Consider the following 13,268-nt stretch of genomic DNA (forward strand, 5'->3'; position numbering starts at 1 on the left):
AATTACAATTTTATGAATTAAAAAATAAAGCCACTTTCAGAATGTATGATAGAGAACACATAGTGCTTGTTATTGTATTCACAAACTGTGACAGTTCTGAGAGAAATCCTTGTGATCGCGACTACTCGTACTTCTTATCTGGTGGTATGCTAACGGCAATTTGAAGGCCAAATCGTCTAGCATTTAATGCTACCTTGACAACATTTTTACGGTATATATTTGGCAAAGCACATCAAAAGGAGTCCTCCGTGTCTGAGTTCCATTCTGAGATCAGTACCTTATCACCTGCTCCACTTTGGCAGTTTTTCGATAAGATTTGTTCTATCCCTCATCCATCGAAACATGAAGAAGCATTAGCACAGTACATTATCAACTGGGCAACAGAGCAAGGCTTTGACGTTCGCCGTGATCCAACCGGTAACGTGTTCATCAAAAAGCCCGCGACACCAGGAATGGAGAATAAGAAGGCTGTTGTACTTCAAGCACACATCGACATGGTGCCGCAGAAAAACGAAGACACTGAACACGACTTCACCAAAGATCCAATCCAACCTTACATCGATGGCGAATGGGTAACTGCGAAAGGCACGACGCTTGGTGCAGATAACGGTATTGGTATGGCTTCTTGCCTTGCTGTATTGGCATCTAAAGATATTAAGCACGGTCCACTCGAAGTTCTGCTGACGATTGATGAAGAAGCAGGCATGACTGGCGCATTTGGCCTTGAAGCTGGTTGGTTAGAGGGTGAGATTCTTCTAAATACAGACTCTGAGCAAGAAGGCGAAGTCTACATGGGTTGTGCAGGTGGCGTTGATGGCACCATGACTTTCGATATTTCTCGAGAATCAACGCCTGCAGGTTTTGTAACACGCCAACTGACGCTGAAAGGCCTAAAAGGTGGTCACTCAGGTTGTGACATTCACACAGGTCGCGGTAATGCCAACAAATTACTTGGTCGTTTCCTTGCCGGTCATGCTCAAGAGCTTGATTTACGTTTAGTCGAATTCCGTGGTGGTAGCTTACGTAATGCAATCCCTCGCGAAGCGTTTGTTACTGTCGCGCTTCCTGTCGAAAACCAAGACAAGCTTGCTGAGCTGTTCAACCACTACACTGAGCTGCTTAAAACTGAATTGGGTAAAATCGAAACAGGTATCGTAACCTTTAATGAAGTGATCACGACTGACGCGCAAGTATTTTCAATCGCCGATCAGCAACGATTCATTGCGGCACTTAACGCTTGTCCAAACGGCGTAATCCGTATGAGTGATGAGGTGGAAGGCGTTGTTGAAACTTCTCTAAACGTTGGTGTGATCAGCACAGAAGAAAATAAAGTCACCGTGCTTTGCTTGATTCGTTCTCTCATTGACTCTGGCCGTAGCCAAGTGGAAAGCATGCTGCGCTCGATTACTGAGCTAGCAGGCGCACAAATTCAGTTCTCAGGCGCTTACCCTGGCTGGAAGCCAGATGCAGATTCCGAGATCATGGCAATTTTCCGTGATATGTATGAAGGCATTTACGGTCATAAGCCGAACATCATGGTCATCCATGCTGGTCTTGAGTGTGGCCTATTTAAAGAACCATACCCACACATGGATATGGTTTCTTTCGGTCCAACAATAAAATTCCCTCACTCTCCAGATGAGAAAGTGAAGATTGATACTGTTCAGTTGTACTGGGAACAGATGGTCGCGCTTTTAGAAGCGATTCCAGAGAAAGCATAATTCAATCACGAAAAACGACAAAGGGTGCCATACGGCACCCTTTTTTTGGTTTAGTTGAACCCAACTACACACGGTTTTGCGCGTAAGCGGCTAACTCATCCATTGAGGTTTGTGCAGCAACTTCACCATCAATGTAGTAAGTAACAAACTCACCATCGCGTACACCCATGAGTGTCGCCTTTTCACCGTTACTGTAAGTAATATCCATTTGAACAGTGTTCTCATCGATTTGCTGCATTCGCCCCTGCTCAATGACACGGTTATCCGCTAATGGTGCGATTGGTGCCGTCGTTAACGACTTATCTAACTGGTGATTGACATCAATGTAAGTATCTACCTTTGTATCGAAGATATGTGGCTTACCATTTAACGGGTTCTTACCCGTCCAAAATTCTAGAGAGTTAAACACGATATAATCCGCTGCGATCGCGACACCATAAACAGGCGCTAAAAGCATATTTAGGCCACCTCGAGCGTAACGGTTGTCAACAGCTTTCAAGTTAAACCCCATGACATAACCTGTCACGGCATTACTACCTACGCAACCTGAAAGTGAAACTGCTACCGCAGTCAATGCACCAATTTTAGCAATTGCCTTTTTCATCAAAACCTCTAGTTAGAAAGTGTGAAACCTCAAATTCGGCGCGGATATTATCGGATAAAAAGTAGGGTTAAAAGTCCGTTTTTTTGTCCTCCATGAACAGTATTATTTTTAATACAGTCACATTTTTTAAGGCTATTATTGCGCACTCTTCTCTATGTCTTGTTATGTATTAAACTGATAGAAAAGATCATATTGAAAACAAAAACTTCACACATACCAAAATTTCACGCATGACGATTAAAGTAATTTGTCGTGTCCTTAATGAGAATGATTAGTGCGATTTTGCAGCAATTGTTACATTGCTGATGACGCATTTGACAGAGATGGTTTATGGCCAGAAGTAAAAAAAGCAAAGTGTTTGAGCTCTTAGGACATCAAATACAACCAGGACAACGATTAGAGATCGAATTTGAAGCAGCGAAGCTATATACACATTCGCCTTTATCTATTCCTGTGGAAATCATCCATGGGAAACAAGAAGGACCAGTGTTAATGGTGAATGCTGCTATCCATGGTGATGAGCTTAATGGCGTAGAAATCGTTCGTCAGATCATTAACCAACTGGATCCACAAAAACTGAAAGGCACTGTCATTGCAGTACCTATCGTTAACGTTTTTGGTTTCATCCATAAATCTCGTTACTTGCCCGACCGACGAGATCTCAACCGTTGCTTTCCTGGCAGTGAAAAAGGCGCACTTGCATCTCGTATGGCACACGGGTTCTTTAACAACATTGCCAAGCGTTGTGACTACATTTTGGATCTACACACAGGGGCAATTCATCGCACGAACTTGCCACAGATTCGCGCAAACTTAAGCAACCCAGAAACTCTACGTATTGCTCAAGCATTTTCGACGCCAGTGATTGTTGATTCAGCATTGCGTGATGGCTCTTTACGCAGTGAAGCAGAAAAATGTGATATTCCAGTGCTCACCTACGAGGCTGGCGAAGCATTGCGTTTTGATCCACTTTCGATCAGCGCTGGTGTGCTCGGGGTTCGGCGCGTAATGCAAGCCATTGGTATGTTGCGTGCGAGCAGGAAAAAGCTGCCTGAGCCTATCATAGCGAAGTCCACCAGCTGGGTTCGCGCGTCAGGTAACGGCATTTTGCGTACTGTCGTTAATCTGGGAGACAAAGTAGAACAGGGGGAAACGCTCGCTTATATTAGCTCTCCTCTTGGTCATGATGAGATAGAACTAAAAGCCCCGAAGCGTGGTTTGGTTATCGGTCAACAAACATTACCATTGGTGAACGAAGGCGATGCAATTTTCCACCTTGCCTATTTTAACCAAGGTGATAATGCTTTAGAGCAAGCAGTCGAAAGCTATATTGAAGGCCTCACTGAATTCGATGCCGAGCCGCTGACCACCGGACAGATACCGTTAGAAACTCAGTAATTCCTACCAAGTAGGCGCCTGATTAGCTCAAAAGGAGCAACAGTGCTCGCACTATCTTGTTTAAAGCCAATAAGCTCAGCGTCCATGATGCTGGGCTTTTTGTTTTACGTACGCTAACGATACTTATCGCAGTTTCCAAGAATGGATAAAAAACTTTACAATCCGTCGCAAAAACACATTTGATAATTAATCTCATTATCATTTATTAATCGTAATAATGTTCTTATAATCCCAGCTTCATAAAAAACACTATAAATCATCAATATGAAACGATTAAAAAGTCATCCATTCAAAGTAAATCTCATTTCACTGGCTTTGCTCTTCCCTCTTTATTCATATGCCGAGACAGCGCCAAATGAAGAGCTTGAAGTCATAGGCGTTCGTTATGCCAAACCTATTACCATTGCTGAGCCTGCGCAAACCACCATTAATTGGTCAGAGATTGAAGAGCAACAGTACTCTAATTTTGCCTCAATGATCGATGCCGTTCCCGGTGCATCATTAGATGGTGGCGGTCGTTCTGGTGGCGAACGTATTAACATTCGTGGTTTTGATGATCCAAGCGATATCGCCGTGTTTGTCGATGGCGCTCCAATTGGCTTTCAACAATACCGCTACGGTACCTTCTTTTTTGATCCGTTCTTAATTGGCGAAGCAGAAATTATCAAGGGCGCGCACGACTATCGAGCACTCAACGGGAAGTTTGGTGGCTCCATTCGCATTAAAACCAAAAGTGTCGATGATCTCCTGTACGGCGAAAGAAACTTTGGTGCTCGCATCTCAAGTGCATACAACACCAACGGCGATGAGAACGCCTACACGCTAACACTCTATGGTAAAAACGATACTGGTTTTTATTTTCTAGCGAATGGCTCGGTAAAAGATTCTGATGACATTAAAGTCGGAGGTGGTGAAACGCTGGATTACTCAGGTTATGAGCAAGAAAACATGCTCGTAAAGGTCGGTTATGAAAACAACGATCACGAGTTTGAAATTAGCCACACTCGCTACAAAGATGAAGGTCGTAAACCTTGGGCTAACCGCCGCGGAAAAATGCCTAACATCAACGAATACAATATCAAGAAATACGGCTCATTAGAAAAAGCCCAATACGCTTACACCGTCGATAACAAATACACGGACAACACCACGACCATCTCTTACCACTACATGCCGACTAACCCGTATATTGATTTCAATATCAAAATGGCACGTTCCGAAAACGATCGTCATTGGGTTCGCCCTGACGTAGCATTCGAGAAAATGTTCGTTTCTGTTGGCAGTTACGGTCATGAGTCATGGCTGAGTTACGAGCGTGATTACGTTGATGTGTTTAACCAAGCGCAATTCGGAGATCACACTCTAGTCACTGGGCTTCAATATCAAAAAACCGATAGAGACTCGTTAGTATTCAACGCATCATACGACAGTAATGAAGCGAAAAACTACGGTTGGTACACCCCTTACTACGAACCATCTGGCACGCAGTCAATTTATGCCGCTTACATTGCTGATCACTATCAAGCAACAGAGCGCCTAACAATCACACCTTCTCTGCGTTACGAATACATCAAGAGTGAAGGAAAAGGGAACGCAGCGCCGGATTATAATGATCCAGCTGCCGGACATAACTACACTGAAACGACGCATAAAGGCTTTAGCCCACGTTTGGATATCGACTTTGATGCGAGCAATAATACGCGTTTAAACGCCTCCTACGCCTACGCTTTAAAAGCACCAACCGTTGATAACATCTACTCAGTGCAATATGCGCGAGCTACCGCTACGGCTACTGCTTTGAATCTGGACGTGTCTCGTATCCATGCTTATCAAGCAAGCGTTATCAACTTAACGGAAGGGCTGGTGAACTCTCGCGATAACCTCGCAACAGAGTTAACTATGTTCTATAACGATGTTAGCGACACAGTTGATATACGAACGGGCGAAAACCTCGACAAAAATACTACTGAGTTACAAAGCTGGAATACAAACCTAGATGGCTTTAAAAACTATGGCTTTGAGCTAATTTCACAATACCGGATTGAAGATTTCTACAGTAATTTCTCAGCAAGTTACATTCGCGGCAAAAACAAAGGTAGCCTATCTGACTCTACAGGTTCAGATGATGATCATCCTGATGTACCGCCATTAAACATTAATCTGGGTTTAGGTTACGAATGGATTCCTGGTTTACGTACGGGCTGGGAAGTCCGTTGGTATGATGCGCAAACCAAAACCAAGGCAAGCGGTAATAATTTAAAAGTGAAATCGCCAAGTGAGCAATACACGCTACAAAACGCTTACGTGGTTTGGGAAATACAACAAGTCGAAGGCTTGAGCGTTGGCGCGGTTGTGAAAAACTTAACCGATCGTTACTACGAAGCATACCTATCTAATGGCGTGCCTTCGCCTGGTCGCGAAGTCAAACTGCACCTCACTTATCAATACTAACCATACCTAAAAGATGCAGGGCAGACATTAACTGCCCTGTTATATCGTATCCAATGGCCATAATTGCACGCCGTTTTATTTATCAGTATTATCATTTCCTTTTGCTTGCATACACATTATGAACAATCTAAAAACACGGCTTCTTCTGATTTGCTTCTTCCCTGTAGGTAGCCTAGCGCAAGCTTCTGAGAACATTGCAGACTACTTACAAGAACAAAGCAAGCACCAAGTTTCAGAAGATTTTTACGCACAGCCAACAGCAAATAACCTGAATCTAGATGCAAAAACTAACTCTTTAACTTGGCACGAAGATGGTAAGCCGGATCACTGTCGTAACGCCAAGCAGCCCAAAGACGTCGCAACACATTTCGACTACGGTGAAGCAAACGATCTATCTGACGGCTTACAACACTTTGATTTACCGGAAAGACATTCTGCAAAGGTCAAATCGACACATCGCACTTATGCTAATAACCCTCACCTTCTTCCTGGCAATAAACAATTTGCAGCCCCTGAAGACGGCACGTTTAGCCTGTCCGTATCATCGGATTGTTTTTAGCCGATATAAATAAAAAATGCCCTGAGACAAAACTCAGGGCATTTTCACTATTTGTTTGATGGGTAACGTCACCATCTCACCGATTTAAACTTATTCTTCGTCAGTGTCTACTTCGGTTTCACGTGCTTTGCGGGCTTCTTCTTTACGAACTTTTGCCGCTAGTTGTTCTGCTTCACGCTCTTGACGTTGCGCTGCTTTACGCTCGTTACGAACCACTTGGTTTTGGATAAATCCAGCCAGTTCTTGTTCAGCCCAAGCTTGTGCTTTCTCTTCGCTGTCAAAGCCTGTTTCACGCTTTGATACTACAGTCTTACGAGATGTCACTTGGCGAGTGATTTCTGCGCTCCAGCCGTTACGTTTTTCAGTGACGCGGATAGCAAATTTTGGATTCTTAGACATTTCTTTCATTTCCTAAGGGATTTAGGGATCAATCAGGGATTCGGTCAACTTGATAACTCCATCTAAGCTGAGCTGTTTAACACCATCCCTTGGTAAGCGCGGTATTAGAGCATAAAAGTAATCTAAACGCTGCAAGTTTTTTACGCTAGATAATAGATGACAAAGAAGAGGCAGAACAAAGCAACGTTTCGCCAAGTCACTAGAAAGAGCGACGAAGAAAAAAAGAGTGATAAGAAAAAAGAAAGCGCTGGTCTCTCAACCAACGCTTTACTTAAGCTACATTAACCTTTGGTTAATTAACCGATATTCTTACGGGCATTTTGGAACATACGCATCCAAGCGCCATTTTCACCCCAACCTTCCGGAGCCCAAGAATTTGCAACTGTGCGGAATACGCGCTCTGGGTGAGGCATCATGATAGTTACGCGACCGTCTGCTGTTGTTAAACCGGTAATCGCGTTTGGCGAACCATTCGGGTTGTTCGGGTATTGTTGTGTTGGGTTACCGAGGTTATCCACGTAACGAACCGCAACCGTACCTGATGCTTCAATCGCTGCTAGGTGCTCTGCATCACGTACTTCTACACGTCCTTCTCCGTGGGAAACCGCGATTGGCATACGCGAACCAGCCATGCCGTCGAAGAATACAGAATCAGATTTCTGAACTTCAACTAGACTAAAGCGCGCTTCAAAACGCTCAGATTCGTTGCGCACAAAACGTGGCCACAAGTCTGCACCTGGGATCAGCTCTTTCAGGTTTGATAGCATCTGACAACCGTTACATACACCTAAAGAGAACGTCTCTTCACGGTTGAAGAAGGCTTGGAACTGTTCACGAGCTTGTGCGTTAAACAGGATAGACTTAGCCCAACCTTCACCCGCACCTAGTACGTCGCCGTAAGAGAAGCCACCACAAGCTACTAGGCCATGGTATTCATCCAGTACCGCTTGGCCTGTTAGGATATCGCTCATATGGATGTCGGTTGCTTCAAAGCCTGCTCTGTCAAACGCTGCTGCCATTTCGACGTGGGAGTTAACGCCCTGCTCACGTAGAATTGCCATCTTAGGTTTAGCACCTTTCGCAATGTACGGTGCTGCAACGTCTTCATTTACGTCGAAGCTGAGCTTAACGTTTAGACCCGGGTCAGAGTTGTCTTTCTTAGCTTCGTGCTCTTGGTCTGCACACGCTGGGTTATCACGTAGGCTTTGCATCTTATGCGTTGTTTCAGCCCAGATAACGCGTAGTTCGGTACGTGAACGTTCAAGCACAACTGCATCACCAGAAGTGATAACAAAGTCGTCTGAAGCTTCAACAGAACCAATCACATGTGAGCATGCCTCTAAGCCGTTTGCCGCCAGAGTAGATAGAACTGAATCTAGATCATCATTCTTAACTTGAACAACCGCACCTAGCTCTTCGTTAAATAGAACGGCTAGCGCATCATCACCCAGCTCTGCGATGTTCGCTTTTACGCCACAGTGGCCCGCGAATGCCATCTCAGCCAGTGTAACAAAAAGACCGCCGTCGCCTTTATCGTGGTAAGCCACTAGCTTGTCATCACGTACTAACGCTTGCATTGCATCAAAGAAGCCTTTTAGCTGCTCTGCATTATCTACGTCAGCAGGTTTGTCACCCAGCTGTTTGTATACTTGTGCCAATGCTGTCGCACCTAAGCGGTTTTTGCCGTTACCCAAGTCAACAAGAACTAGAGAAGTCTTTCCGTTGTCAGTGCGTAGTTGTGGAGTCACGGTCTTACGTACGTCTTCCACACGACCAAATGCCGTGATAACTAACGACAGTGGAGAAGTGACTTCTTTGCTCTCGCCGTTTTCTTCCCACTTGGTTTTCATCGACATGGAGTCTTTACCTACTGGGATAGTCAAACCTAACGCAGGACACAATTCTTCACCAACCGCTTTCACTGCTTCGTAAAGACCCGCATCTTCACCTGGGTGACCCGCTGGAGACATCCAGTTCGCAGACAGTTTAATGTGTTTAATATCACCGATGTCTGTTGCCGCAATGTTCGTTAGTGACTCACCAACGGCTAGGCGAGCCGATGCTCCAAAGTCTAGTAATGCCACTGGCGTGCGCTCACCCATCGACATTGCTTCGCCATGGTAAGTGTCGTAGCTTGCCGCTGTTACTGCGCAGTTTGCTACTGGTACCTGCCAAGGACCAACCATTTGATCACGAGCAACCAGACCCGTTACTGTTCGGTCACCGATAGTAATTAGGAATGTTTTTTCTGCAACAGCAGGAAGACGAAGTACGCGATCCACCGCTTCATTAAGCTCAATACCATCACGAACAATGGCAGGGCTTTCCACTTTTAGTGTGGTTGCGTCACGGTGCATCTTCGGTGGCTTACCAAGCAGGATATCCATTGGCATATCGATTGGCGTATTGTCGAAGTGAGAATCTTCTAGCGTTAGATGACGCTCTTCTGTCGCCACACCCACCACTGCATACGGTGCGCGTTCACGCTTACAGATGGCGTCGAATGCTTCCATGTTTTCTGGCGCTACCGCTAGAACGTAACGTTCCTGTGATTCGTTACACCAGATTTCCAGTGGGCTCATGCCCGGCTCATCGTTTGGTACATCGCGTAATTGGAACTTACCGCCACGCTCACCGTCGTCGACAAGTTCAGGCAATGCGTTAGAGATACCGCCTGCACCCACATCGTGGATAAATGCGATTGGGTTATCGTCGCCTAACTGCCAACAACGGTCGATCACTTCCTGACAGCGACGTTCCATCTCTGGGTTTTCACGCTGTACCGAAGCGAAGTCCAGATCTTCTGCTGACTGACCAGATGCCATGGAAGATGCCGCACCACCACCAAGACCGATGTTCATTGCCGGACCACCAAGTACGATTAGGCTCGCACCTACAGGGATCTCTTTCTTCTGTACGTGTTCATCGCGGATGTTACCCATACCACCAGCAATCATGATTGGTTTGTGGTAACCACGAATTTCTTCACCCGCATGAGAAGTGACTTTTTCTTCGTAAGTACGGAAGTAACCCAATAGATTTGGACGACCAAATTCGTTGTTGAATGCCGCGCCGCCAAGAGGACCTTCAAGCATGATGTCTAACGCATTCACAATACGACCCGGCTTGCCGAAGTCGGTTTCCCATGGCTGTTCAAAACCAGGAATACGTAAGTTAGAGGTTGTAAAACCAACCAGACCCGCTTTTGGCTTACCGCCGATACCCGTCGCGCCTTCGTCACGAATTTCACCGCCTGAGCCAGTCGATGCGCCCGGCCAAGGAGAGATTGCCGTTGGGTGGTTGTGCGTTTCTACCTTCATCAAGATGTGCGTATCTTCATGGTGGTACGTGTATTGACGAGATTTAGGGTCAGGGAAAAAACGCCCCGCTTTAGAACCTGTCATAACGGCTGCGTTGTCTTTGTATGCAGACAGCACATAGTCAGGTGTCGTTTCAAAAGTGTTTTTGATCATTTTGAACAAAGACTTAGGTTGATCTACCCCGTCGATAGTCCAATCTGCGTTAAAAATTTTGTGGCGACAATGCTCTGAGTTCGCCTGAGCAAACATCATCAATTCAATGTCGTTTGGGTTACGCCCAAGCTTAGTAAAGTTCTCTACCAAGTAATCAATTTCATCTTCTGCGAGTGCCAAGCCAAGGGAAACGTTTGCCTCTTCAAGCGCAAGACGACCGCCAGCTAAGATATCAGCATGTGCGACAGGCTTAGGCTCTGCAACAGTAAATAATGCTGATGCGGCTTCAAATTCTGTGAATACTGTTTCCATCATACGGTCGTGAATTAACGCTTTAACAGCGTCAGCTTGAGCTTCTGATAGAACAACTGAAGATTCGACATAATAAGCCGTACCACGCTCTAGACGTTTCACTTTATCCAGACCACAGTTAACAGCGATATCGGTAGATTTAGAAGACCAAGGCGAGATAGTGCCAGGACGAGGCGTGACAAGAAGTAGAAGACCTTCAGGCTCATGCTCTTCGATGGTTGGGCCGTAAGTTAGTAACTTTTCAAGTTTTTCTAACTCTTGGTCATCAAGGTCTGACTTTAGATCGGCAAAGTGCATAAACTCGGCATAAATGCCAGTTACAGGCAGATCTTGTTCACGACAAAGTTCCAGTAGTTTATTAACACGAAACTCAGAAAGAGCTGGGGAGCCACGCAAAATTCTCATGTGCTTAGGTCTCTTATGCAATTGATTAAGGTGATATTGGAATAAATTCAGACACTTAAAATAAGCCCTGTCGAACCTATGCCGATTCCACCTCGTCATTGCGAGCGCATTATATAGTAATTGTTTTTGTGATGTAACACCAAAAGCAACCGTTTGCGTCATTTTTTTTGTCAAATTTGAATTACAACTAAAATGTCGATAAAACACACAATGTCACGTTATAAGTGTGTGATTCACTTTGCCCCATGAGCTCGCTTTGATATAAAGGCAAATAGAAATTTTCCAAGATGTACCTATTAATGCAAATAAGTCACTTCAACCGGCTCAAGCGCAGTGCTCTAATTTTAGTTTCTGTTCTTTTACTCTCTGCTTGCCAGATTGAGTCGGAGCCCAAAAGTGAATTTGAAAAAATTCAAGAACGTGGTGTGCTTCGTGTTGGCACGCTAAACAATCAGCTTTCCTACTACATAGGTCCCGATGGTCCCGCAGGGTTGGATTACGAATTGGCGCGTCAGTTTGCGGAGCAGCTCGGCGTCAAACTCGAGATTAAACCAGCCTTTCGCCAGGCTGAGCTTTTTCCTGCTCTTAAGAAAGGAGATATCGATATCATCGCTACGGGTTTAAATCAAACGTCACAAGCAGTCAAACGATTTAGACCAGGCCCTGCCTATTATTATGTAAGCCAACAAGTGGTATATAAAAAAGGGCAACTTCGACCACGTGATATCGAACAACTCATTGAATACCAAGCCTCGAAAGACGACGAGTCCGACGAAGATACAAATGCAGGCGCTCAAACATTAAAGATCGTTGAACAATCGCAATATGTTCCGACCCTAACAGCGTTAAAGAAGCAGTATCCAGAACTTCAGTTTGAAATTGTTGGTGATGCTGACACGAGAGACTTACTCAAATACGTATCGACGGGTGAGTTACGTTTTACTGTGACTGATTCGGTGGAACTTTCCCTTGCTCAACGCCTTTACCCCGATCTTGCGCTCGCGTTTGAACTTACAGAAGATCAACCAGTATCTTGGTTTACTCGACGCTCTGAAGACGAAAGTTTGTATGCGATGCTGATAGAGTTTTTCGGTAACATCAAACAATCAGGAGAACTGTCCACCCTCGAAGAAAAGTACATTGGTCATATTGAAGCATTTGACTACGTTGATACTCGCGCATTCATTCGAGCTCTGGATGACAAATTGCCTAAATGGGCACCTTTATTCCAAAAATACAGCGAAGAGTTCGACTGGCGCTTAATTGCAGCATTGGCTTATCAAGAGTCACATTGGAAACCAACAGCAAAATCGCCAACGGGTGTTAGGGGGATGATGATGCTTACTCTGCCAACAGCGAAAAGCGTCGGGGTAACAAACCGTTTAGACCCTGAGCAATCTGTTCGTGGTGGTGTCGAGTACTTACGTCGCATTGTAGGTCGCGTGCCTGATAGCATCAACGAGCATGAAAAAATATGGTTTGCGTTAGCTTCATACAATATTGGTTACGGCCACATGATGGACGCACGACGACTCACCAAAGCACAAGGTGGCGATCCGAACGCTTGGGCCGATGTAAAAGATAGGCTGCCTTTACTGCGTCAGAAGCGCTATTACAGCCAAACTCGCTATGGGTACGCCAGAGGCGATGAAGCGCGTAATTACGTAGAAAATATTCGACGTTACTACCAATCCATCATTGGTCATGTCAGCCAACAGCCAGCGATTGATGAGAATAGCGATGACTTGCAAGTGATTCCGCCGCTCAACCCCGACATTTTGATATCGGGCGCAGTAGAGACCGTCGTAGAACAAGTCTCTGGCGCTTCTGACGTCACGGTTGAAGAAGACACCGAACAAGAAAGCATTGAAGAATAAACCCGCGGTAAACTAAAAAATGACGAGCCTATGAAGCTCGTCATTTTTGTTGAGTCCTAACGAAAACTT

Annotated in this window: 8 protein-coding genes; 5 read left to right on the forward strand and 3 right to left on the reverse strand. The window is 45.1% G+C overall.

The window, feature by feature from the left end; all coding sequences use genetic code 11:
- The first annotated feature begins 248 nt into the window (after positions 1-248).
- The gene (locus J4N43_RS12375) at positions 249-1,721 is read left to right on the forward strand and encodes an aminoacyl-histidine dipeptidase (protein ID WP_053350265.1); all 1,473 of its coding nucleotides are present in this window, start codon (positions 249-251) and stop codon (positions 1,719-1,721) included.
- Positions 1,722-1,785: 64 nt separating this feature from the next.
- Here J4N43_RS12375 and J4N43_RS12380 read toward each other — a convergent pair whose 3' ends face one another.
- Positions 1,786-2,325 (reverse strand): DUF3332 domain-containing protein, encoded by a 540-nt coding sequence (locus J4N43_RS12380; RefSeq protein ID WP_005381596.1) that lies wholly within the window; start codon positions 2,323-2,325, stop codon positions 1,786-1,788.
- A gap of 330 nt (positions 2,326-2,655) precedes the next feature.
- Here J4N43_RS12380 and J4N43_RS12385 point away from each other — a divergent pair, with 330 nt between their 5' ends.
- The 3 genes from J4N43_RS12385 to J4N43_RS12395 all read left to right on the forward strand — a co-directional run bounded on the left by J4N43_RS12385 (position 2,656) and on the right by J4N43_RS12395 (position 6,733).
- Positions 2,656-3,723, forward strand: coding sequence for a succinylglutamate desuccinylase/aspartoacylase family protein (locus tag J4N43_RS12385; RefSeq protein ID WP_042521202.1), 1,068 nt, complete (start codon positions 2,656-2,658; stop codon positions 3,721-3,723).
- 264 nt (positions 3,724-3,987) lie between these two features.
- Positions 3,988-6,174: a TonB-dependent receptor domain-containing protein gene (locus tag J4N43_RS12390; protein WP_252094115.1), complete on the forward strand. Its 2,187-nt coding sequence runs from the start codon at positions 3,988-3,990 to the stop codon at positions 6,172-6,174.
- A 118-nt stretch (positions 6,175-6,292) separates the two neighbouring features.
- Positions 6,293-6,733, forward strand: a complete 441-nt coding sequence (locus J4N43_RS12395) for a hypothetical protein (protein WP_053350263.1) — start codon at positions 6,293-6,295, stop codon at positions 6,731-6,733.
- 90 nt (positions 6,734-6,823) lie between these two features.
- Here J4N43_RS12395 and J4N43_RS12400 read toward each other — a convergent pair whose 3' ends face one another.
- Complete coding sequence (locus J4N43_RS12400) at positions 6,824-7,132, reverse strand: DUF3622 domain-containing protein (protein ID WP_025998700.1); 309 nt, start codon at positions 7,130-7,132, stop codon at positions 6,824-6,826.
- A 296-nt stretch (positions 7,133-7,428) separates the two neighbouring features.
- Complete coding sequence (gene purL, locus J4N43_RS12405; protein WP_158159576.1) at positions 7,429-11,322, reverse strand: phosphoribosylformylglycinamidine synthase; 3,894 nt, start codon at positions 11,320-11,322, stop codon at positions 7,429-7,431.
- Positions 11,323-11,621: 299 nt separating this feature from the next.
- Here purL and mltF point away from each other — a divergent pair, with 299 nt between their 5' ends.
- On the forward strand, positions 11,622-13,199 hold the full coding sequence (mltF, locus tag J4N43_RS12410; RefSeq protein WP_031777268.1) for a membrane-bound lytic murein transglycosylase MltF: 1,578 nt from the start codon (positions 11,622-11,624) through the stop codon (positions 13,197-13,199).
- Positions 13,200-13,268: the final 69 nt, after the last annotated feature.

The organism is Vibrio sp. SCSIO 43009 (genome assembly GCF_023716525.1).
In the GTDB taxonomy this organism is placed as follows: domain Bacteria; phylum Pseudomonadota; class Gammaproteobacteria; order Enterobacterales; family Vibrionaceae; genus Vibrio; species Vibrio alginolyticus.